The following is a 21,985-nucleotide window of genomic DNA, read 5'->3' on the forward strand; positions in this document are numbered from 1 at the left end:
CTATCAGCCCTTCTTCTTCGCGTGACGCGACCGGATGATCATCTTGTCGGTCGCCTTGTTGTGACGAGTGCGCGCACCCTTCGTCGGCTTGCCCCACGGGGTGACCGGATGACGGCCGCCCGAGGTCCGGCCTTCACCACCGCCGTGCGGGTGGTCGACCGGGTTCTTGGCAACGCCGCGGGTCAGCGGGCGCTTGCCCAGCCAACGGGTGCGGCCAGCCTTGCCGAGGTTCTGGTTCTGGTTGTCCGGGTTCGAAACCGCACCGACCGTCGCCATGCACTCAGCACGGATGTAGCGCTGCTCGCCCGAGTTCAGGCGAACGATGACCATGCCCTTGTCGCGGCCCACGACCTGCACATAGGTGCCGGCCGAACGTGCGATCTGACCACCCTTGGCAGGCTTCATCTCGACGTTGTGGACGATGGTGCCGACGGGCACCTGGCCCAGCTCCATCGCGTTGCCCGGCTTCACGTCGGTCTTGCGACCGGCGATCACCTTGTCACCAACGCCCAGACGCTGCGGGGCGATGATGTAGGCCAGGCTCTGCTTGCCGTCGATCTCGCCATAGTTGACGAGCGCGATGAAGGCCGTGCGGTTGGGATCATACTCGATCCGCTCCACGGTGCCCTCGACGTCCCACAGGCGACGCTTGAAATCGACGATGCGATAGCGCTGCTTGTGACCGCCGGCGATGCCGCGCGAGGTCACGTGACCCTTGTTGTTGCGGCCGCCCGTCTTGGTCTTGCCCTCGGTCAGCGCCTTTACGGGGCGCCCCTTGAACAGACCCGAACGGTCGACGAGGACCAGGCCGCGCCGTGCCGGCGAGGTCGGGTTGTAATGCTTGAGTGCCATTACGCCATGGTCCCCTGCGTTACGTCGATCGACTGACCTTCGGCCAGGGTAACGATCGCCTTCTTGATGTCCGTGCGCTTGTAGGCTTCGCCCTTCCAGCGCTTGGTCTTGCCCTTGACGACGATCGTGTTCACGCCGGTGACCTTCACGTCGAACAGCGCTTCAACCGCCGCCTTAATCTCGGGCTTGGAGGCGGTCTTCGCCACCTTGAACACGACTGCGTTCTGCTCCGACACCAGGGTCGACTTCTCGGTGATGTGGGGCGCGAGCACCACGTCGTAGTGGCGGACGTCGACCGCCTTGCTTGCCTTAGCCATGGAAGCGCGCCTCCAGCTTTTCGACAGCGGCGCGGGTGAGCACCAGCGTGTCATGCTTCAGGATGTCGTAGACGTTGGCACCACCGGCCGGCAGCACGTTCACGGCCCGCAGGTTGCGAGCAGCGAGCGCGAAGCTCGTCTCGACGGCGTCGCCGTCGATCACCAGCGCGGTCTTGCCGAAGCCCAGCTTCGACAGGTTGCCGGTCAGCGCCTTGGTCTTGCCGTCCTCGACCGTGAGGCCGTCGACGACGATCAGCGAACCCGCCTTGGCGTGGCTCGACAGCGCCATGCGCAGGCCCAGCGCGCGGATCTTCTTGTTCAGCGACGGATTGAAGTCGCGAACACGAGCACCGTGCGCCTTACCGCCGCCGACGAAGATCGGAGCGCGACGATCGCCGTGACGAGCGACGCCGCCGCCCTTCTGGCGACCGAGCTTCTTGCCGGTGCGTGCGACGTCCGCACGCTCGCGGGTGCCACGGGCGGTGCCGCGACGCTTTTCCAGCTGCCACGTCACGACGCGGTGCAGGATGTCGGCACGCGGCTCGACGCCGAACACCTCGTCCTTCAGCTCGATGTCGCCGCTCTCGGCGGCGTCGAGGGTCTGTACCTTGACCTTCACGTTCAGCCCTCCTGGCCTTCGGTCGCCTCGGGAGCCGCCTGTGCGGGCGCCTCGGCCGGGGTTTCGTTGCTGTTGGCGACGGCCTTCAGGCCGGCGGGGTACGGCGCGTCGGCATGGCGCGCGACCTTCACCGCGTCCTTGACGATCAGCCAGGTGCCCTTGTGACCCGGGACCGAACCCTTGACGAAGATGAGACCACGCTCAGCATCCGTCGAGACGATCTCGAGGTTCTGCTGCGTGCGGTTGCGGTCGCCCATGTGGCCGGCCATCTTCTTGTTCTTGAAGACGCGACCCGGATCCTGACGGTTACCGGTCGAACCGTGCGAACGGTGCGAGACCGAAACGCCGTGCGTCGCGCGCAGACCACCGAAGTTCCAGCGCTTCATGGCGCCCGCGAAACCCTTACCCTGGGTCTTGCCGGACACGTCGACGAGCTGGCCGGCGACGAAATGGTCCGCCGAGATCGTCGAACCGACGTCCAGCAGCGCATCTTCGGCAACGCGGAACTCGCAGACTTCCATCTTCGGCTCGACCTCGGCCTTGCCGAAGTGGCCGCGCTGCGGCTTGGCGACGTTCTTCGCCTTGGCAGTGCCGGCACCGATCTGCACCGCGACATAACCGTCGCGGTCGGCAGTGCGCTGCGCCACCACCTGAACCTCTTCCAGCGCCAGGACGGTCACGGGCACGTGGCGCCCGTCATCCTGGAACAACCGGGTCATTCCCATCTTCTTAGCGATCACGCCAGTGCGCATGACCCACTCCTCCAACAGAGGCTCGCCATCCCGGCGAGCTTGCCAACGAAAAAGGCCCCGGCCGCTTTCACGCTCCGGAGCCCCAGCCCTCACGACAAACGCCCCCGCCAGGGCCGGTCATCGAGGAACACCGCGGACGAACCGCCTGTTTTTCCCTCGATAGCGGGGACGCGGACAACGGCTTTGATCGAATGATCCCCTGCCGTTCGGTATCCCGTAGCTGCTTTCCCAGCCTCTACCGCGACTTAGCGCGGGAAGCGAAAGCGCGACGCCCGGTGAATCACCAAGCGTCGCGGTGCCGGCGCATTACGCCAGCTTGATCTCGACGTCAACGCCGGCGGCGAGGTCGAGCTTCATCAGCGCGTCCACCGTCTGCGGGGTCGGCTGCACGATGTCGAGGAGACGCTTGTAGGTGCGGGTCTCGAACTGCTCGCGCGACTTCTTGTCGATGTGCGGGCCGCGGTTCACGGTGAACTTGTCGATGTGCGTGGGCAGCGGAATCGGACCACGGATCAGCGCGCCGGTACGACGGGCGGTGTCGGCGATGTCGCCGGCTGCCTGGTCGAGCACGCGATGGTCGAACGCCTTGAGGCGAATGCGGATGTTGTTGTCCATATCCCTACCGATGCGAAATGGTCACGACCCCGGCCGTCACCCCAACCGAAGCTGAGGGCTCGTGCCGCAGGCGCAGCGCCGGCGGGTTGAGATCCCGGAAGAAACCGGGATGGCGGAGAAAGAGCCGAAACTCAAAAAAACTGGAAGGCCGCCCTTACAGAGGCCTCTACAAAAAGGCAACCGCCCGGCACCCCCTTTTTGGGGATGCCGGGCGGCTGTTGTCAGTCGCCTTGTGAGCGGCTTACTTGTTGATTTCGCTGACCACGCCCGCGCCGACGGTACGACCGCCCTCACGGATGGTGAAGCGCTGACCAACGTCCATCGCGATCGGTGCGATGAGCTTGACGCCCAGCGCGACTTCGTCGCCCGGCATGACCATCTCGGTGCCTTCCGGCAGCTCGATCGTGCCGGTCACGTCCGTGGTGCGGAAGTAGAACTGCGGGCGGTAGTTGGCGAAGAACGGCGTGTGACGGCCACCCTCGTCCTTCGACAGCACGTAGACCGACGACTGGAAGTCGGTGTGCGGCTTGATCGAACCCGGCTTGGCCAGAACCTGACCACGCTCAACTTCTTCACGGCCAACGCCACGGATCAGCGCGCCGATGTTGTCGCCTGCCTGGCCCTGGTCGAGCAGCTTGCGGAACATTTCAACGCCGGTGACGACGGTCTTGCGGACGGCTTCCTGGATGCCGACGATCTCGACTTCCTCGCCAACCTTCACAACGCCGGTCTCGACGCGGCCGGTGACGACGGTGCCGCGACCCGAGATCGAGAACACGTCTTCGATCGGCATCATGAACGGCTTGTCGAGCGGACGCTCCGGCTGCGGGATCGACTCGTCGACTGCTGCCATGAGGGCCAGGATCGCGTCCTTGCCGAGCTTGTCGTCCGAGCCCGAGAGAGCTGCGGTCGCCGAGCCACGGATGATCGGAATGTTGTCGCCGTCGAACTCACGCTTGGAGAGCTCTTCGCGGATTTCCATTTCGACCAGCTCAAGGATTTCCTCGTCGTCGACGAGGTCGACCTTGTTGAGGAAGACCACCATGGTCGGCACGCCAACCTGGCGAGCGAGCAGGATGTGCTCCTTGGTCTGCGGCATCGGGCCGTCGGTCGCTGCGACCACCAGGATCGCGCCGTCCATCTGCGCCGCACCGGTGATCATGTTCTTCACATAGTCAGCGTGGCCCGGGCAATCGACGTGCGCGTAGTGACGCGAGTCGGTCTCGTACTCGACGTGTGCGGTCGAGATCGTGATGCCGCGCTCGCGCTCTTCCGGAGCCTTGTCGATGTTGGCGAAGTCGACCGCAGCGTTACCCGCAACGTTCTCAGCCAGGATCTTCGTGATCGCAGCGGTCAGCGACGTCTTGCCGTGGTCGACGTGGCCGATGGTACCGATGTTGAGGTGCGGCTTGTTCCGCTCGAATTTCGCTTTTGCCATTTTCCTACCTTCTGATTCGAATCCGCTGCCGCATCAGGGGCCACGCGAACGCGGCCCCATAGCGACTGTTTCAGGGTTACGCCAGCTTCGCCTTCACTTCGTCGGCCACGTTCTGCGGCACTTCGTCATAATGCGAGAACTGCATCGAGTACTGCGCACGGCCCTGGGTGAACGAGCGGAGCTGGTTCACATAGCCGAACATGTTGGCCAGCGGCACCATCGCCTCGACCACCTGCGCGTTGCCGCGGCTGTCGGTGCCCTGGATCTGGCCACGACGGCTGTTCATGTCGCCGATAACGTCGCCCAGGTATTCCTCCGGGGTGACGACCTCGACCTTCATGACCGGCTCGAGCAGCTTGATGCCGGCCTTCTGAGCGGCCTCGCGCATCGCGCCACGGGCGCAGATTTCGAACGCCAGCGCCGACGAGTCGACGTCGTGGTACTTACCGTCGATCAGGTGCACTTCGAAGTCGATGATCGGGAAGCCGATCAGCGAGCCCGTCTGTGCCGTCTCGCGGAAGCCCTTCTCCACCGACGGGATGTATTCGCGCGGGATGTTGCCGCCCTTGATCTCGTCGAAGAACTGGTAGCCCGAGCCACGCTCGCCCGGCTTCACCTGAACCTTGACTTCACCGAACTGGCCCGAACCACCCGACTGCTTCTTGTGGGTGTAGGTCAGCTCGACGGGCTTGGCGAGATACTCGCGATACGCCACCTGCGGCGCACCGACGTTCGCCTCGACCTTGAACTCGCGCTTCATGCGGTCGACCAGGATCTCGAGGTGGAGCTCGCCCATCCCCTTGATGATGGTCTGGCCCGACTCATGGTCGGTCGACACGCGGAACGAGGGATCCTCGGCAGCCAGGCGGTTGAGCGCGATGCCCATCTTTTCCTGGTCGGCCTTGGTCTTCGGCTCCACCGAAAGCTCGATCACGGGCTCGGGGAATTCCATCCGCTCCAGGATGATCGGGTTCGACGCGTCGCACAGCGTGTCGCCGGTCGTGGTCTCCTTGAGGCCCGCGATCGCGACGATGTCGCCGGCGCGCGCTTCCTCGATGTCCTCACGCGAGTTCGCGTGCATGAGGAGCATACGGCCGATCTTTTCCTTCTTGTCCTTCACCGAGTTCAGGTAGCTGCCCTTGGTCAGCGTGCCCGAATAGATGCGGGTGAAGGTGAGCGAGCCGACGAACGGATCGTTCATGATCTTGAAGGCCAGAGCCGAGAACGGCGCATTGTCTTCCGGCGGACGCGAGTCCGCGGTCTCGCCGTCGAGCTTCACGCCCTGCACGTCGGGAATGTCGAGCGGCGAAGGCAGATAGTCGACCACCGCGTCGAGCAGCGGCTGAACGCCCTTGTTCTTGAACGCCGAACCGCAAAGGATCGGAACGAACGACATCTCGAGCGTGCCCTTGCGGATCAGCTTCTTGAGGTCGGCGACCGACGGCTCGTTGCCCTCGAGATACGCTTCCATGAGCGCATCGTCCTGCTCGACGGCCATCTCGATCAGGTCGCTGCGATACTTCGCGGCCTTTTCCTTCAGCTCGTCGGGGATCTCGCGATATTCGAACTTCGCGCCCAGGCTCTCGTCGAGCCAGATGATCGCGCGGTTCTCGACCAGGTCGACCAGGCCCTTGAAGCCGCCTTCCTCGCCGATCGGGATGTACAGCACGGCCGGACGCGCGCCGAGACGCTCGACGATCGTGTCCACGCAGTAGTAGAAGTTCGCGCCGGTGCGATCGAGCTTGTTGACGAAGCACATCCGCGGAACTTTGTACTTGTCCGCCTGGCGCCACACGGTCTCCGACTGCGGCTCCACGCCGGCAACGCCGTCGAAGCAGGCAACCGCACCGTCGAGCACGCGCAGCGAACGCTCGACTTCGATCGTGAAGTCGACGTGGCCGGGGGTGTCGATGATGTTGATCAGGTGCTCTTCGCCCTTGCCCTCTTCAGCGCGCCACTTGCACGTGGTCGCCGCCGAGGTGATCGTGATCCCGCGCTCCTGCTCCTGCTCCATCCAGTCCATCGTCGCGGTGCCTTCGTGCACTTCGCCGATCTTGTAGGACTTGCCGGTGTAATAGAGGATGCGTTCGGTCGTGGTCGTCTTGCCGGCGTCGATGTGCGCCATGATGCCGATATTGCGATAGCGCTCGAGCGGATGGCTGCGGGCCATGATCGTTCTTCCTTAGCGATGTGGGGAGCCGGCGTGACCGGCTCCCCATCATATAGGTCGGTTGTGTTGCCAGCGGAAGACCGCCGGAACCGCTGTTACCAGCGGTAGTGCGAGAAGGCGCGGTTCGCTTCCGCCATGCGGTGCGTGTCTTCGCGCTTCTTGACCGCGTTGCCGCGGTTGTTGGCTGCGTCCATCAGCTCACCCGACAGGCGGGCTGCCATGGTGTTCTCGCTGCGGTTGCGGGCCGATGCGATCAGCCAGCGGATCGCGAGCGCCTGTGCACGCTCCGGACGGACTTCGACCGGAACCTGGTAGGTCGCACCACCGACGCGGCGGCTGCGGACCTCGATGCCCGGCTTCACGTTGCCGAGTGCGTCGTGGAAGACGCCGATCGGGTCACGCTTGGCGCGCGCTTCGATGGTCTCGAACGCACCATAGACAATGGCTTCGGCGACGGACTTCTTGCCGTCCAGCATCACCGAATTCATGAACTTCGAAAGAACCTGATCCCCGTAGACGGGATCCGGCAGGATTTCCCGCTTCTCGGGACGACGACGACGTGCCATCTGCTTTATTCCTTTAAAACTTCAGCCTGAATGGACCGCAACAGCGGCCGGCTTACTTCGGACGCTTGGCGCCGTACTTGGAGCGGGACTGACGGCGGTCCTTGACACCCTGGGTGTCGAGCACGCCGCGCAGCACGTGGTAGCGCACGCCCGGAAGGTCGCGCACACGGCCGCCGCGGATGAGCACCACCGAGTGCTCCTGGAGGTTGTGGCCCTCGCCCGGGATGTAGCTGATGACTTCGCGCTGGTTGGTCAGGCGAACCTTGGCCACCTTGCGCAGAGCCGAGTTCGGCTTCTTCGGGGTCGTCGTGTACACACGGGTGCAGACGCCGCGCTTCTGCGGGTTCTGCTCCATCGCAGGGACCTTGGACTTGGTCTTCTGCAGTTCGCGGCCCTTGCGGACCAGCTGGTTGATCGTCGGCATGAAGCCCTTCACCTTTCAAACGGTTACTTTGCCGGAGTCGTGACAGGAATGCGCAAAGGCCACGCGGCAACACGCCCCGGGGCCTTAGGTCTCCAACAACGTTCAGCGCTGCCCAGCAGGTCGAGACCGGCGAACCGGAACCATCCCATTGAACGGGCGCGCCTATACGCGCTCGCCCGCGCACGGTCAATGGCGCGGCCCGCAGGGGAAGGCGTCGCCCTCCCCTGCCCCGCCGCACCTGCCGCGGGTCAGGCGCCCTGATGGCCGGCGACGAGCTTGCCGCCCTTCACCACCGCTGCGGGCCGTTCGAGCAGGGTCACGTCACGGATGGGATCGCCTTCGACCGCCACGAGATCGCCGAAGCGGCCAACTGCAATGGCACCCACGTCCGCCTCTCGGCCGAGCGCCTGCGCGGCATTCCACGTGGCGGTGCGGATCGCGTCCAGCGGAGTCATGCCGAAGCGGACCATGACCGCGAACTGGCGCGCATTGTCGCCATGGGGATAGATGCCCGCGTCGGTCGAGAAGATCATGCGCGCGCCCGCCTTCGCCGCACGGCCGAAGTTCTCGCGCTGGAGCGTGCCGACGCGGCGTTCCTTTTCGATATTCTCCGGCAGCACGCCGTTCGCCTTGCCCTCGGCCAGCGTATATTCGGTGTTGTAGACGTCGAAGCCGAGCCAGGTGCCGCGCTCCCGAGCGAGGCGGATGCCTTCGTCGTCGATGAAGCTGACGTGCTCGATGGTGTCGATGCCGGCGCGGATCGCGGCCTTGATCCCTTCGGCACCATGGGCGTGGGCGGCGGTCTTGAGCTTCCAGAAATGGGCCTCGTCGGCGACGGCCTTGAGCTCCTCTTCATGGAGCTGCTGGATGCCGGGCTCGGTGTTGCGGGAGAAGACGCCGCCGGTGGCGCAGACCTTGATCACCTCCGCGCCATATTTGCGCTGCTCGCGCACCCGCTTCTTCAGCTCCTCGGGGCTGTCCCCCATCGCCGGCGAGACGCGCTGGAAGGAAGGCGGCAGGAAGGTCTCGTCGCAGTGACCGCCGGTGGCGCCGAGCGCATAGGCAGCGGGAACGATGCGGGGGCCGTCGATCCATCCCTCCTCGATCGCCTGCTTCAATCCGACATCGGCGTAATTGTCCGACCCAACGTTGCGCACGGTGGTGAAGCCGGCGCGCAGCGTCCGCGCGGCATTGCCCGCCGCCTGCGCCACCCAGAAGCTGTCGGTGAACTGGAGGCCGGTGTAGCCGCCGTATTTCGGATTGCTGGTGAGATGGACGTGCATGTCGATCAAGCCGGGGACGATCGTCTTGCCGGGAAGATCGATGCGAGTCGCGCCCGCCGGAATCAGCGGCCGCGCGTTGCCGGTCGCGACCGAGGCGATGCGCCCGTCGGTGATCACCACCACCGGCTGATCGAGCAACCGGCCGCTCTGGACGTCGAGCATGCGATCGGCCGTCACCACGACCGTCTCCGACCCCGTCGTCTGGCTGAATGCCGGCGACGCGAATGCCGCCGCTGCGGCCGCAGCCGCCACCCCCAAGTTCCGCATCATCGTCCCCCTGCACGCGTTCGCCCCTTGGTCGGGGCGGATGCAGGCGGGGTCAATCCACTCGGGGGGAGAAAATGCGGCGGGTGCGAAAGCGCAGAGCCCTCGCACCCGCCGCCGGGGATTACATCCCCTGCACTTCCTTCAGATGACCTTCGACCACCTTGGCGGTGTTCGAGGCAAAGGTCTTGAGCGAGGCTGCCTCGCCATTGGCGGCATAGCCCTGCAGCGCCGAGAGCGCCTGCTGGTGGGCTGCGACCTGCTGCTGCTTGTAGACATTGTCGAACTCGGCACCGCTGGCGGCGCGAAGCGCTTCCAGGTTCGCGTTCTGCTCGGCGGTGAGCGCCGGTGCCGGGGTGACGTTGGCGCTGGCGGCCGCGGTCTTCAGCTTGGCGGTGGAGGCGGTGTGATCCTTCACCATCTGCGCTGCGAACTGCTTGAGGGCCGGCGCCGTCGCCTTGTCCTGCGCGATCTTCGCCGACTCGATCTCGAACGTATCGCTGGCGGCCATGGTGTTGGCGAAGCTCTGCGCGGTCAGCGCGGCGGCATCGGCCGCGTTGCCGGTGGTGGCGGCCTCGTTGCCGTCCAGCGTCTCGTCGGTCAGCACGGTGTCGTTGGCGGTGCCCTCATCGGCGACCACGACGTTGGTGTTGTCGGTGGCGCTACGATCGCCGCAAGCGGCAAGGCCGGCCAGTGCGGGCAACACGGCCCCGATCAGCAAAAGCTTCTTCATGCAGTCTCTCCTTCGGGGCTGTGCAACGCAGGCTTCCGGCGCCCGTTCCGTGATTTGCGACGAAGCGTGGAGCGGGCGCCGCTCCGGTCAGCGAGTTGGGGCGGCGTCGTTGGCGATCGGCAGCGTGTCGTTGCCGGCCGGCATCGTCATGTTGCCGTCGGTGCCGTTGCCCATCATGGCGCCGTCCGCACCGCCGGCGCTTCCGGCTGCATTGGCCGGATCCTCGCCGTCGTTGGAGAAGGCCATGTTGTCGTAGCTGTCGTTGAGGACGACGTTCTCGTCGTTGGTCACGCGGACCTCTTCGCCGCCTCCACACGCGCCCAGCAGCGCGACGAGCGGCAGCATCATCATCGGAACGGCTTTGGTCATGGCGGCGTCTCCTTCGCGGGCAACAACGTGCGTTCGCGAGGGGCGTTCCGAAGCCGCCGGCCAGACGGGGGGCAGCGGACGGCCCGAAGGACCGCCCGCCGGCCGGATCAGATGTGCAGCGCGCGCCCGTAGGCGGCGAGCACGCTCTCGTGCATCGCCTCGGACATGGTCGGGTGCGGGAACACCGTTTCCATGAGCTCGGCCTCGGTGGTCTCCAGCGTCTTGCCGACGGTGTAACCCTGGATCATCTCGGTCACCTCGGCGCCGATCATGTGCGCCCCCAGCAGCTCGCCGGTCTTGGCGTCGAACACGGTCTTGATGAAGCCTTCCGCTTCGCCGAGCGCAATCGCCTTGCCGTTGCCGATGAACGGGAAGGTCCCAGCCTTCACCTCATAGCCCGCTTCCTTGGCCTTCGCCTCGGTCAGGCCGACGCTCGCGATCTGCGGGTGGCAATAGGTGCAGCCCGGGATGTTGCGCACGTCCATGGCATGCGGGTGCTTGCCGGCGATCGCCTCGACCGCGATCACGCCCTCATGGCTGGCCTTGTGCGCGAGCCAGGGCGGCGCGGTGATGTCGCCGATCGCCCACAGGCCCTCGACATTGGTCTTGCAGGTGGCGTCCGTCTCCAGGAAGCCGCGGTCGTTCATCGCGACGCCCAGTTCCTTCAGGCCGATGTCGGCGGTGTTCGGCACGATGCCGATCGCGACGATGACATGGCTGTACTCGCCGTCGAACGCCTTGCCGTCCTTGCCCGTGATCGTCGCCTTCACGCCGTTGGCATCGGCGGAGATCTTGTCGATCTTGGCACCGGTCAGGATCTTCATGCCCTGCTTGGTGAGCGACTTTTCGAGGAAGGCGGAAATGTCCGCGTCCTCGACGGGCACGATGCGGTCGATCATCTCGACCACGGTAACTTCGGAGCCCATGTCGTTGTAGAAGCTGGCGAACTCGATGCCGATCGCGCCCGATCCGATGACCAGCAGCTTGGTCGGCATCTCGGACGGCGTCATCGCGTGGCGATAGGTCCACACACGCTTGCCATCCGCCGGCAGGTTCGGGAGGTCTCGGGCACGCGCACCCGTGGCGACGATGATGTTCTTGGCCGCAAGCTCGGTGGTCTTGCCGTCTGCGCCGGTGACCGTCAGCTTGCCCTTCCCCGTCAGCTTGCCGGTGCCCATGTGCACCGCCACCTTGTTCTTCTTCATCAGGTGGGTGACGCCCTGGTTGAGCTGCTTGGCAACGCCGCGCGAGCGCTTCACCACCGCATCCAGGTCGGCTCTGATCTTGTCGGCGGCGAGACCATAGTCCTTGGCGTGCTGCATATAGTGGAAGATCTCGGCCGAGCGCAGCAGCGCCTTGGTCGGGATGCAGCCCCAGTTGAGGCAGATGCCGCCCAGGTTCTCGCGCTCGACGATCGCGGTCTTGAGGCCCAGCTGCGCCGCACGGATCGCCGCGACATAGCCGCCCGGCCCGGAGCCGAGAACGATGAGGTCGTAGGTTTCAGCCATGGCTTGGTGCTTCCGTTCTGCGATTCTTCAGGATTGTACGGTGTTGATCGGGCGCGGGCGCCGGTTCTCGTCGATCGCGACGAAGACGAAGCGCGCCTGGGTGACCCGGCATTGTTCCTCGACGTGGCGGCCGCGGCGCCAGGCCTCGACCTCGATCGTCATGGAGGTGCGGCCGGTCTTCACCAGCTCGGCATAGACCGACACCTCGTCGCCGACCGCGACGGGGGCGTGGAACTGCATCGCCTCGACCGCGATGGTGACGGCGCGGCCGCGCGCGTGGCGTGCGGCGGTGAGGCCGGCGGCCATGTCCATCTGACTCATCAGCCAGCCGCCGAAGATGTCCCCGTAAGGATTGGCGTCGGCAGGCATGGTGGTGACGCGCAGCGCCGGCTGCCCCTGGGGCGGGCCGTCAGTCATGGGCCAGACCCTCGCGAGCAAGACGCTGTTCGGCAATGGCGCGCTGCAGCTGGCGGATGCCGAGCACCACCACGACCAGCACCGCGCCCAGCGTCACCAGCTCGACGTCATCGCGCGCGGGCCGGTAGGACCAGGCGGAGAGCATCCCCACCCCGACGACGGCCGCGACGCTCAACACGATCTGGATCAGCTCGATCGCAATCCGCACCTTCATCGCCGCGCTCCGCCTAGCAACCACCGGCTGCGCCCGGGCCTCAAGCAAGCAGGCCCATCGGCTGCTCGACCAGCGCCTTGAACAGCTTGAGCATCTGCGCGCCGTCCGCACCGTCGATGGCGCGGTGGTCGAAGCTGCCGGTCGCGGTCATGACGGTGGCGACACCGAGCGCGTCGTCGACGATGTACGGGCGCTTCTCGCCCGCGCCGACCGCCAGGATCATGCCCTGCGGCGGGTTGATGACCGCCTCGAACTGCTTGATGCCGAACATGCCCATGTTGGACAGGCTGGCGGTGCCGCCCTGATACTCCTCGGGCTTCAGCTTGTTCTCCTTGGCGCGGCCGGCGAGCTCCTTCATCTCGGTCGAGATGCGGGCGACGCCCTTGGCAGCCGCGTCGCGGATGATCGGGGTGATCAGGCCGGTCGGCGTGGAGACCGCCACCGACACGTCGGCACGGCTGTAGCTGACGAGCTGGTCGCCCAGGAAGGTCACGTTGCACTTCGGGCTCTGCTCGAGCGCGATGCCGAGCGCCTTGATGAGCAGATCGTTGACCGACAGCTTCACGCCGCGCGCGTCCAGGCTCTTGTTGAGCTCGCCGCGCAGCTTGAGCAGCGCGTCGAGGCGGACGTCGACCGTAAGGTAGATGTGCGGGATCGTCTGCTTCGCCTCGGTCAGGCGGCGCGCGATCGTCTTGCGGATGTTGGAGAGCTTCGAAACCTCGTGCGGGATCGACTCGTCGTACCAGACCGCCTTGGTCTCCTGGCTCGGCGCAGTCCCGCCGGCGGGAATGCTGGCCGCACCGCTGGCCGAGGCGCCCGGTGCGGGAGCCGCTGCCTTCGCCTGGCCCGGCTTGGCGCCGTCGAGGTCGGCCTTGACGATGCGGCCGTTGGGGCCGGAGCCGCTGAGGCCCGCGAGGTCGATGCCCTTTTCGGCGGCGAGTCGACGCGCAAGCGGGCTGGCCTTCACGCGGCTGCCGCTGCTGGCCGGGGCTGCCGGAGCGGCAGCGGGCTTCGCCTCCGCCTTGGGCTGCTCGGCAGGAGCCGGGCTCGCTGCCGGAGCGGGCGTCGCGGCCGGCGCAGCAGCTGCCGGTGCAGCGGCTGCCGGTGCCTCGATCGAGCTCGCGTCCTCGCCCTCACCCGCCAGGATCGCGATCACGGTGCCGACCTTCACATTGTCCGAACCCTCGGCGACGAGGATCTTGGCGATCACGCCCTCGTCCACCGCCTCGAACTCCATCGTCGCCTTATCGGTCTCGATCTCCGCCATCAGGTCGCCGGAACGAACGGTGTCGCCCTCTTTCACCAGCCACTTGGCGAGGGTTCCCTCCTCCATGGTGGGGGAAAGCGCGGGCATCTTGATTTCGATCGACATGGGTACAGCTGGATCCTCTCGGGGCTCTGACCTTCCTTTGCCGTCACAGCCGCACCGGTCAACCCCGTGGGCTTGCGCGAACGGCCGAGCGTCGCCACGCTTCAAACCAAAGGGGAGCGTTTTCGATGCGTACGTATCTGGTGGTGATCGACGAAAGTCCCGAGTCGCAGATCGCGCTGCGCTTTGCCGCGCGGCGCGCGGTGAAGACCGGCGGCTCGGTCGAGATCCTGGCGCTGATCGAGCGGCCGGAGTTCGTGCAATGGGGTGGCGTGATGGCCACCATGGAGCAGGAAACCCAGCAGCGCGCGCAAGGGCTGGTCGCCGCCGCCGCGGGCACGTTGCTGGAGGAGTCGGGCCTGAAGCCGGCGTTGACGGTGCGCGAGGGCGACGGCCCGGCGATCGTGCGCGAGATGATCGCCGGCAATCCGGAGATCGCCGCGCTGGTGCTGGGCGCGGCGGCAAGCGGCGCCCCCGGGCCGCTGGTGAGCCACTTCTCCGGCACCGACGCGGGCACGCTGCCGGTGCCGGTGATGATCATCCCGGGCAGCCTGGACCGCGAGGCGATCGACCGGCTGAGTTGACACGCGGCGCTTGAGCCGGGGCAAAAACGCGGTCAAACCCTTGGCCATGCGAACCCTTTTCCTGCTGCCGCTCCTTGCCCTCGCCACCCCTGCCACGGCGCGCGAGGCGCCCAGGCCCGAGCGGATGAAGGCGGACGTCGAGAAGCTGGTGTCGTTCGGCACCCGCCACACGCTGTCGTCGGCCGACCACCCCAGCCGCGGGATCGGCGCGGCGCGGCGCTGGTTCGCCGACGAGATGGGCCGGATCGGCGAGGCATGCGGCGGCTGCATCACGGTGGCGAACATCGCCCGCGGCTTCACCGGCCCGCGCGCACCCAATGGCGTACAGATCGTCGACGTGCTCGGCTTCCAGCAGGGACGCGACCCGAAGCGGGTGGTGATCGTGATGGGGCACATCGACAGCCGCGTGACGGACGTGATGGACGCGACCAGCGACGCACCGGGCGCGAACGACGACGCGTCGGGCGTGGCGCTGGTGCTGGAGGCGGCGCGGATTCTTTCCAAGGAGAAGTTCGACGCGACCATCGTCTATGCGGCGCTGTCGGGCGAGGAACAGGGATTGTGGGGCGGCGAACTGCTCGCCGACACCGCGCGCGAACGCGGCTGGACGGTGAGCGCGGTGCTCAACAACGACATCGTCGGCAACACGATCGGCCTCGACGGGCGGCGAGTCGCGGACCGGGTGCGGGTGTTCTCCGAAGGAATCCGCAGTTCCGAATCGCTGGAGCAGCAGATCGCGCGCCGCGCGGCCGGCGGCGAGGACGACGGCCCCAGCCGGTCGCTCGCCAAGGCGATCGACGGCGTTGCGGGAACCGTGCCGGGCGGGCTCGACGCGGTGCTCGAACGACGCCCCGACCGGTTCGGCCGCGGCGGCGACCATGAGCCGTTCCTGAAGCTCGGCTACCCGGCCGTGCGCTTCTCCGTCGGCGTCGAGAATTACGACGCCCAGCACCAGGACCTGCGCACGGAAAGCGGTCGCGTCTATGGCGACACGGTCGACCGGATGGACTTCCCCTATCTCGCGAAGGTGACGGCGCTGAACGTCGCGACGCTCGCGCGGCTGGCAGCGGCGCCGGCCGCACCCGAAGGCGTGACGATCGCGGGCGCGCTCAGCACCGACACGACGGCGCGCTGGCAGCCGGTGCCGGGCGCCGCCGGATATCGCATCCGCTGGCGCCGCAACGATCGCCAGGACTGGACGGACCAGGTGGACGTGACGGGCACCAGCCATGTGCTGAAGGGCGTGATCGTCGACGACCATTTCGTCGGCGTGTCGGCGCTTGCCAAGGATGGCAGCGAGAGCCTGGTCAGCTTTGCGGCGCGCGCGCCCCGCGGGTGAGGATCGGAGGCGGCGCCTCAGCCCGCGCGGGACTGGCGGTCCGGCTTCTCGGTGCGCGTAGGATCGGCGTCCCGGACCGGATCGAAGAGGCGCCATTCGCCCCGGACGTCATCGCGCAGCATCTCCTCGCTGCAGCGCGTGCAACGGGCGCGAAAGTCGACCCCATCGTGCCACACACGCTTCGCGTGCTTGTGGCCCATCACCATACAAAGCCAACCCACGGATCGTCTCCCGACTCTCCCCTGATATGCGCTTCGGCCCCGAAGTAACCGCCCCCCACGGAGGCCGAAGAGCACAGGAGGCATACGCTGCACCGCAAAAACGCGCCACGCCCTTAGCGACCGTACGTGGCCGCGCTCCGGTAAACCGCGTACGAATTACTACGTAGCGCCCTCAAGAGGACTAGGAGATCGCGTCCAGCGACTCAAGCGGTCAGCCGCGAAGCGCGAGACCGGCAAAGAACGGGCCGCTGAAGAGCGGCCCGAGGATCATGTTGTTAGGGGAACATGCGCCGAAATCCGGCTATTCGCTTCGTAGAACGGCCCGCATAAACCCAGCCTTAACGACCGCGGCCGGGCGAACAGCTGCCGAGGCGCCGGACCCAATATTCCTCCTGGAACGGCAAGCCTTCGGCGATGCCCTGCGTCTCGACCGTCAGCGCGTGCGAGGTATTGACGGTGATGGTGGTCCGTCCATGTCCCGATCCAGGACAGGTATAGTGTACCGTCGCGCGATTTCCGGCATCTTCGATGACGAAGCGCGAGCACTGAACGCCGGCATGACGGAGCTGAACCAGCGCGCCGACGTCGCGGACGCACAGATTGCGTCCCCCCGCCTTCGCACCGCGTTCGCGGACCTGCCACAGGCCGGGCTCGATCGACGCTGTTGCCTTAAGTCCGGAGCCCGGAACCACCGCTACGGCAGACGCCGCACCGAGTATCGCCGCCACTGCGGCCAGAATGGCGCGACCTGCGCCCCCACCCCTCATGTCTCACCTTCCGTTTGCCGCAGCGCGGCAGCCCCCGCCGCGCATGTGGGGGCTGCCTGCCGGGGATGCAACGTCAGGAGAGTGCCGTCTCGAACGGTACCGGGAACTTGGTGGCGCAAAAGGCGCAGTCGACGGTGATCAGGCCGTTCTCGTCGGCCATCTCGCGCCGCTCCTCCTCCGGGAAGCGCGACAGCACCTGCTGGATGTAGGTCACGTCGCAGCGGCAGCCGCGGCTCATGGCCGTGCTTCCCTGCACCAGCACCTCGCGCTCCTCGTTGAACAGCCGCCAGACCAGCGTCTCCAGCGGAAGCGCCGCATCCGTGAGCTCGTCCGCACCCATGGTGGCGCCGAGTGCCTCGACGTGCTGCCACTGCGGGTGATCGAGGCGGGTGTGGATACGATCGCGCCCCTCCTCGCCATCGGGGAGGTGCTGCAGGAACAGCCCGCCTGCAACCGGCCGGCCGGCCGCATCGCGACCGACACCCAGGCGCACCAGGCTCGGGATCTGCTCCGACTGGAGGAAGTAGCTCTGCGCCGCGTCCGCCAGCGACTCGCCGTCCAGCGGCACGATGCCCTGGTAGCGCTCGCCGGTCACCGCCTGGTCGAAGGTGATCGCGAGATAGCCGTTGCCGAACAGCGCGAACAGCGACGGCGCCTCCGGCAGCGCCGCCAGACGCTCGGCGTCATAGTCCACATAGCCGCGCAGCTCGCCGGCCTTGAAGTCGCAGACCATCAGCCGCACGACGCCGTTCTGGGTCTGCGCCTGCAGCGTGAGCTGGCCCTCCTCGCCCTTCAGCGTCGAACCGAGCAATGCGGTGAGCGCCAGCGCCTCGGCCAGCAGCGTCTCGATCGCCGGCGGGTAGGCGTGCGCGGAGAGGATCGAATCGAGCACCGGCCCCAGCCGGGTGATGCGGCCGCGGGCGTCCCGGTCGGGAATGGTGAAGCCGATCGCGCGGTCGAGATCGGTGGCGGTGAGTTCCTGCATGTCGTCTACCATTCGGGCTGAGCCTGTCCGAGCCCTGCCCTTCCCCTTCCGCCCGCATGGGAGAAGAAGAGCCGCCCCGTGTGGCAGGGCGAAACGACGCTCGGTGGATGTCGCCCCAAGATAGGAAGCCGCCCGCGTTCGGCAACTCGTGCCGCGGACCGGCTTCCTCAGGCGGCGCTCAGCCGATCTGGCCGAAGCACCAGCGCAGGACCGACTTCTGCGCGTGAAGGCGGTTCGCCGCCTCCGGCCAGATCAGCGACTGCGGGCCGTCGATCACCTCCGGCACCACTTCCTCCCCGCGGTGGGCGGGCAGGCAGTGGAGGAACTTGGCGTCCGGCTTTGCCGCGGCCATCAGGGCCTCGGTCACCTGGAACGGCGCCATCGCCGCGAGCTTCGCGTCGGCATGGGCCTGGCCCATCGAGATCCAGGTGTCGGTGACGATCACGTCGGCACCGGACACCGCCTCAAGCGGATCGCGGCAGACGCGCGCGCGGGCGCCCGCTGCCTCCAGCACGTGCGGTGCCGGGTCGAAGCCCTCCGGGCAGGCGGCGACCACGTCGAAGTGCATCAGCCCGCCCGCCTCGATGATCGAGTGGAGCACGTTGTTGCCGTCGCCCAGCCACGCCCATTTGCTGCCCGGCAGCGCCAGGCCCGCCTCGATGACGGTCAGCAGGTCCGCCATGATCTGGCAGGGGTGCGAATTGTCGGTGAGGCCATTGATGACGGGGACGGTGGCATAGGCCGCCATCTCCTCCAGCTTCGCATGGTCGTCGGTGCGGACCATGATGGCGTCGCAATAGCCCGACAGCACGCGCGCGGTGTCGGCAACCGTCTCGCCGCGGCCAAGCTGGCTGGTGCCGCTGTCGAGGATCACCGCGCTGCCGCCGAGCTGGCGCATCGCCATGTCGAACGACACGCGAGTGCGGGTGGAGGATTTCTCGAACACCATCGCCAGCGTGTGGCCGGCGAGCGGCGCGTCCACGTCGGGGCGCCCCTTGGGGAAGCCGGCACGCGCCTGCTTGCGATCGAGCGCGTCGGCGAGCATCGCGGCGACGCCATCGGCGCCGGCGGAGGAGAGATCGAGGAAGTGACGGGTCTGGGTCATGGCAAAGGCCCTTGGCTCCCCGCCCGACCGGCCGCCCCATTTGAGAGGGCGGACGGCCAGGACGGGCCGGTCGATGTCAGGTGGCGAGGATCAATCGTCGGCGAGCGGCACGAAGGTGCTCGCGCCGGCCGAGAGCTTTTCCACCGCCTCGGCGATGTGGCGCTCGTCGATCACCAGCGGCGGCAGCACGCGCACCACGTTGCCGCCGGCCGAGACGGTCAGCAGCTGATGGTTGTCGCGCAGATGCGCCACGAACTCACGCGCGTCGGCCTTGAGCTTGATGCCGAGCATCAGCCCCTTGCCACGCACCTCTTCGAACAGATGGTCGTGATTGGGGATCATCTGCTCGAGCGCCGAGCGCAGGCGCTCGCCCATCTGCTTCACATGATCGAGGAAGCCCGGCTCCAGCATCACGTCGAGCACCGCCTGGCCCGCCGCCATGGCGAGCGGGTTGCCGCCATAGGTCGAACCATGGGTGCCGTAGACCATGCCCTTGGCCGCTTCCTCGGTCGCGAGGCAGGCGCCGAGCGGGAAGCCGCCGCCGATGCCCTTGGCCACCGACATGATGTCGGGCGTGACGCCATATTGCTCGTGCGCGAAGAAGGTACCGGTGCGGCCATAGCCGCACTGCACCTCGTCCAGCACCAGCAACAGGCCGTGCTCGTCGCACGTCTTGCGCAGGCCCTGGAGGAACTCCGGCGTCGCCGCCATCAGCCCGCCCTCGCCCTGGACGGTCTCGACCAGGAAGCCGGCGGTCTCGTCATCGATCTTGGCGAGCGCGCCCTCCAGGTCGTTGAAGGGCACATAGTCGAAGCCCGGCAGCAGCGGCTCGAACCCGTCGCGCATCTTGGGCTGATCGGTCGCGGAGATCGCGCCGAGCGTGCGCCCGTGGAAGGCGTTCTGGAAGGTGATGAGCTTGTGCCGCTCAGGATTGCCGTTGGCGTAGTGGTAGCGGCGCGCGGTCTTGATCGCGCACTCCACCGCCTCGGCACCCGAGTTGGTGAAGAACACGGTGTCGGCAAAGCTGTTGTCGACGATGCGCTGCGCCAGCGCCTCCCCCTGCGGGCTGCCGTAGAGGTTGGAGACGTGCATCAGGGTCGCGGCCTGGTCGGCGATGGTCTTCACCAGATGCGGGTGGCCGTGGCCGAGCGCGTTCACCGCGATGCCGGCGGCGAAGTCGAGATAGCGCGTGCCGTCCTCGCTGAAGAGGTAGCAGCCCTCGCCTCGCACCGGGCGCACGCCGCACCGTGGGTAAACGGGCATGAGCGCGGTGATCGACATCGAACGGCCTCCTTCAGGCTAGGTGGAAAAAGCTCCAGAAACGCGAAAGGGCGGCCCAGCCAGGCCGCCCTTCCGTTGCTTTACGCGCGACCGGCGAAGCCGGTCAACACCAAGGCTGGCGCAGCAGCCTCAGCTCTTGGTCTTCCAGCCGGTTGCGAGCAGCCGATAGGCGATGATGCCGAGCACCACGTCGACGCCCAGGATCACCAGGCTGCCGAGCAGCACGGGCGAATCGGCGGTGCCGATGAAGCCGTAGCGGAAGCCCGAGATGATGTAGAAGAAGGGGTTGGCGTGGCTGATCGCCTGAAAGGTCGGCGACAGTCGCTCGACCGAATAGAAGGTGCCGGACAGGAGCGTGAGCGGGCCGACCACGAAGTTCTGGACCGCCGCGGCATGGTCGAACTTCTCCGCCCAGATCGAGGTGAGCACGCCCACCAGCGCCAGGAATACGGAGCCCAGCAAGCCGAACCACAGGATCGCCCAGAGATGCTGCGGCGTCACGTGCACGCCCGGCCACAGCGCCATCGCCAGCCAGACCGCGCCACCCACCAGGAACGCGCGCGTGACGGCGCCGCCGGTCAGCGCCGCCAGCAGCTCGCCGGTGGAGAGCGGCGGCATCAGGTAATCGACGATCGTGCCCTGCATCTTGCCCACCAGCAGCGAGAAGCTGGCATTGGCATAGGCGTTGGTGAGCATCCCCATGACGATCAGGCCGGGTGCGAGGAAATCGGCAAAGGCGACGGTGCCGCCGCCGACCGGAACCGCCCCGCGCGCACCCAGCGCCGTGGTGAACACCACGAGGTACAGGAGGGTCTGCACGGCAGGTGCCCAGATCGTCTGGAGCTGCACCTTGAAGAAACGGCGCACCTCCTTGATATAGAGCGCACGCAAGCCGCCCCAGTTGACGTTCCGGATGACCGGAACACCGGGGTCGGAAATCCTGTTTTCGGATGCGAGGGGCTGATCGGCCATGGGTGCCGCCTAGTCGCTGGCGTCGCGGGCCGCAACCCGCACCGGAACCGAGTGGGGAACGACGACGAATGAGTTGGACCGAGGAACGCATCGCCACGCTGACCAAGATGTGGGAAGCCGGGCAGACGGCGAGCCAGATCGCGGAAGAGCTGGGCGGGATCAGCCGCAATGCGGTGATCGGCAAGGCCCACCGGCTGGGGCTGCAGTCGCGTCCCTCGCCCGTTCGCGCCAATGATCCGGAGGCAAAGAAGGCCGCCGCAGCAGCCCCGGCCGCACCCGTGGCCGCGCCGGCGGAGCCGCCGGCGCCCAAGCGAGTCGAAGCGTCGCCCCCGCCTGCTCCCGAGCCCGTAAAGCCGGCGCCGGTACGCGCGCCCGAGCCGGTGCGCGCTGCCGCGCCGGAACCGGCCGAAGAGGACGACACCGCACCGGCCGCCGAGTCGCGGCCCCAGCCGACTCTGCGTTCGGTCGGCCCCGGTGGCTTCCTGCGCCAGAACCCCGGCGAGAACAGCGCGCCGATCACGCCCGCCCCGCCGCGCCGCCTGGTGCCCGCCCGCCCCAGCGAGGCGATCGCCGGCAAGACCACGCTGCTCGACCTCAACGACCGCATCTGCAAGTGGCCGATCGGCCACCCGGGCGAGCCGGACTTCCACTTCTGCGGCGACAAGGTGAATCCGGGCTTCCCGTACTGCGTCGAGCATTGCGGCCACGCCTATCAGGCGCAGCTGCCCCGCCGCGACCGGCGCCCGCCGCCGCCGCTGCCCTATGGCGGCCCGCGCGTCCGCTGAGGCAGAGCACGAAACACCGATCGCCCTGGAACCCGG

The 21,985-nt window shown here is 67.1% G+C and carries 25 protein-coding genes; 3 read left to right on the top strand and 22 right to left on the bottom strand.

Annotated elements, in window-relative coordinates; translation table 11 throughout:
- Positions 1-3: 3 nt before the first annotated feature.
- The 16 genes from rplB to ABDZ92_RS00505 form a co-directional block, all read right to left on the bottom strand.
- On the bottom strand, positions 4-852 hold the full coding sequence (gene rplB / locus ABDZ92_RS00430) for a 50S ribosomal protein L2 (protein WP_125961410.1): 849 nt from the start codon (positions 850-852) through the stop codon (positions 4-6).
- Entirely contained in the window at positions 852-1,169 is a 318-nt protein-coding gene (locus ABDZ92_RS00435) for a 50S ribosomal protein L23 (protein WP_125961411.1), read from the bottom strand. The genes rplB and ABDZ92_RS00435 overlap by 1 nt, the downstream gene beginning before the upstream one ends.
- A complete protein-coding gene (gene rplD, locus ABDZ92_RS00440; RefSeq protein ID WP_125961412.1) occupies positions 1,162-1,788 on the bottom strand; it encodes a 50S ribosomal protein L4 in 627 nt (208 codons plus the stop codon). Before rplD ends, ABDZ92_RS00435 begins: the two co-directional genes overlap by 8 nt.
- A 2-nt stretch (positions 1,789-1,790) precedes the next feature.
- Entirely contained in the window at positions 1,791-2,540 is a 750-nt protein-coding gene (gene rplC, locus ABDZ92_RS00445) for a 50S ribosomal protein L3 (RefSeq protein WP_125961413.1), read from the bottom strand.
- A 306-nt stretch (positions 2,541-2,846) separates the two neighbouring features.
- Complete coding sequence (gene rpsJ / locus ABDZ92_RS00450) at positions 2,847-3,155, bottom strand: 30S ribosomal protein S10 (RefSeq protein WP_033921125.1); 309 nt, start codon at positions 3,153-3,155, stop codon at positions 2,847-2,849.
- Positions 3,156-3,396: 241 nt separating this feature from the next.
- On the bottom strand, positions 3,397-4,593 hold the full coding sequence (gene tuf, locus ABDZ92_RS00455) for an elongation factor Tu (RefSeq protein WP_125961414.1): 1,197 nt from the start codon (positions 4,591-4,593) through the stop codon (positions 3,397-3,399).
- A gap of 76 nt (positions 4,594-4,669) precedes the next feature.
- Positions 4,670-6,763, bottom strand: coding sequence for an elongation factor G (gene fusA / locus ABDZ92_RS00460; RefSeq protein WP_125961415.1), 2,094 nt, complete (start codon positions 6,761-6,763; stop codon positions 4,670-4,672).
- Between the two features lie 95 nt (positions 6,764-6,858).
- On the bottom strand, positions 6,859-7,329 hold the full coding sequence (gene rpsG, locus ABDZ92_RS00465) for a 30S ribosomal protein S7 (protein WP_125961416.1): 471 nt from the start codon (positions 7,327-7,329) through the stop codon (positions 6,859-6,861).
- Positions 7,330-7,381: 52 nt separating this feature from the next.
- Positions 7,382-7,753 carry a 30S ribosomal protein S12 gene (gene rpsL / locus ABDZ92_RS00470; RefSeq protein ID WP_086129340.1) on the bottom strand — a complete coding sequence of 124 codons (372 nt, stop codon included), beginning with the start codon at positions 7,751-7,753 and terminating at the stop codon, positions 7,382-7,384.
- A gap of 248 nt (positions 7,754-8,001) precedes the next feature.
- Complete coding sequence (locus tag ABDZ92_RS00475) at positions 8,002-9,306, bottom strand: Xaa-Pro dipeptidase (RefSeq protein ID WP_272695193.1); 1,305 nt, start codon at positions 9,304-9,306, stop codon at positions 8,002-8,004.
- A 118-nt stretch (positions 9,307-9,424) separates the two neighbouring features.
- The gene (locus ABDZ92_RS00480) at positions 9,425-10,033 is read right to left on the bottom strand and encodes a DUF4142 domain-containing protein (RefSeq protein WP_125961418.1); all 609 of its coding nucleotides are present in this window, start codon (positions 10,031-10,033) and stop codon (positions 9,425-9,427) included.
- A gap of 87 nt (positions 10,034-10,120) precedes the next feature.
- Positions 10,121-10,402, bottom strand: coding sequence for a hypothetical protein (locus ABDZ92_RS00485; protein ID WP_125961419.1), 282 nt, complete (start codon positions 10,400-10,402; stop codon positions 10,121-10,123).
- A 107-nt stretch (positions 10,403-10,509) separates the two neighbouring features.
- Positions 10,510-11,910, bottom strand: a complete 1,401-nt coding sequence (gene lpdA / locus ABDZ92_RS00490; RefSeq protein ID WP_125961420.1) for a dihydrolipoyl dehydrogenase — start codon at positions 11,908-11,910, stop codon at positions 10,510-10,512.
- Positions 11,911-11,937: 27 nt separating this feature from the next.
- Positions 11,938-12,327, bottom strand: a complete 390-nt coding sequence (locus tag ABDZ92_RS00495; protein ID WP_125961421.1) for an acyl-CoA thioesterase — start codon at positions 12,325-12,327, stop codon at positions 11,938-11,940.
- Complete coding sequence (locus tag ABDZ92_RS00500) at positions 12,320-12,541, bottom strand: hypothetical protein (protein WP_125961422.1); 222 nt, start codon at positions 12,539-12,541, stop codon at positions 12,320-12,322. The genes ABDZ92_RS00495 and ABDZ92_RS00500 overlap by 8 nt, the downstream gene beginning before the upstream one ends.
- A 40-nt stretch (positions 12,542-12,581) precedes the next feature.
- A complete protein-coding gene (locus ABDZ92_RS00505; RefSeq protein WP_125961423.1) occupies positions 12,582-13,913 on the bottom strand; it encodes a pyruvate dehydrogenase complex dihydrolipoamide acetyltransferase in 1,332 nt (443 codons plus the stop codon).
- A 125-nt stretch (positions 13,914-14,038) separates the two neighbouring features.
- Here ABDZ92_RS00505 and ABDZ92_RS00510 point away from each other — a divergent pair, with 125 nt between their 5' ends.
- Together ABDZ92_RS00510 and ABDZ92_RS00515 are read left to right on the top strand one after the other, a co-directional pair.
- Positions 14,039-14,494, top strand: coding sequence for a universal stress protein (locus ABDZ92_RS00510; RefSeq protein ID WP_125961424.1), 456 nt, complete (start codon positions 14,039-14,041; stop codon positions 14,492-14,494).
- Between the two features lie 46 nt (positions 14,495-14,540).
- Entirely contained in the window at positions 14,541-15,833 is a 1,293-nt protein-coding gene (locus ABDZ92_RS00515) for a M20/M25/M40 family metallo-hydrolase (RefSeq protein WP_125961425.1), read from the top strand.
- Positions 15,834-15,850: 17 nt separating this feature from the next.
- On the opposite strand, the gene ABDZ92_RS00520 is transcribed toward ABDZ92_RS00515, so the two are convergent.
- The 6 genes from ABDZ92_RS00520 to ABDZ92_RS00545 form a co-directional block, all read right to left on the bottom strand.
- Positions 15,851-16,054: a hypothetical protein gene (locus ABDZ92_RS00520; protein WP_125961426.1), complete on the bottom strand. Its 204-nt coding sequence runs from the start codon at positions 16,052-16,054 to the stop codon at positions 15,851-15,853.
- 338 nt (positions 16,055-16,392) lie between these two features.
- A complete protein-coding gene (locus ABDZ92_RS00525) occupies positions 16,393-16,821 on the bottom strand; it encodes a DUF3617 domain-containing protein (RefSeq protein WP_125961427.1) in 429 nt (142 codons plus the stop codon).
- Positions 16,822-16,894: 73 nt separating this feature from the next.
- Complete coding sequence (locus ABDZ92_RS00530; RefSeq protein WP_125961470.1) at positions 16,895-17,806, bottom strand: Hsp33 family molecular chaperone HslO; 912 nt, start codon at positions 17,804-17,806, stop codon at positions 16,895-16,897.
- Positions 17,807-17,984: 178 nt separating this feature from the next.
- Entirely contained in the window at positions 17,985-18,911 is a 927-nt protein-coding gene (gene argF, locus ABDZ92_RS00535; RefSeq protein ID WP_125961428.1) for an ornithine carbamoyltransferase, read from the bottom strand.
- Positions 18,912-19,001: 90 nt separating this feature from the next.
- The gene (locus tag ABDZ92_RS00540; RefSeq protein ID WP_125961429.1) at positions 19,002-20,192 is read right to left on the bottom strand and encodes an aspartate aminotransferase family protein; all 1,191 of its coding nucleotides are present in this window, start codon (positions 20,190-20,192) and stop codon (positions 19,002-19,004) included.
- Positions 20,193-20,321: 129 nt separating this feature from the next.
- The gene (locus ABDZ92_RS00545) at positions 20,322-21,164 is read right to left on the bottom strand and encodes an ABC transporter permease (protein ID WP_125961430.1); all 843 of its coding nucleotides are present in this window, start codon (positions 21,162-21,164) and stop codon (positions 20,322-20,324) included.
- Positions 21,165-21,232: 68 nt separating this feature from the next.
- Between ABDZ92_RS00545 and ABDZ92_RS00550 the strand changes: the two genes are divergently transcribed.
- The gene (locus tag ABDZ92_RS00550; protein ID WP_125961431.1) at positions 21,233-21,949 is read left to right on the top strand and encodes a GcrA family cell cycle regulator; all 717 of its coding nucleotides are present in this window, start codon (positions 21,233-21,235) and stop codon (positions 21,947-21,949) included.
- Positions 21,950-21,985: the final 36 nt, after the last annotated feature.

Source organism: Sphingomonas molluscorum, assembly GCF_039522995.1.
Taxonomy (GTDB): Bacteria; Pseudomonadota; Alphaproteobacteria; order Sphingomonadales; family Sphingomonadaceae; genus Sphingomonas; species Sphingomonas molluscorum.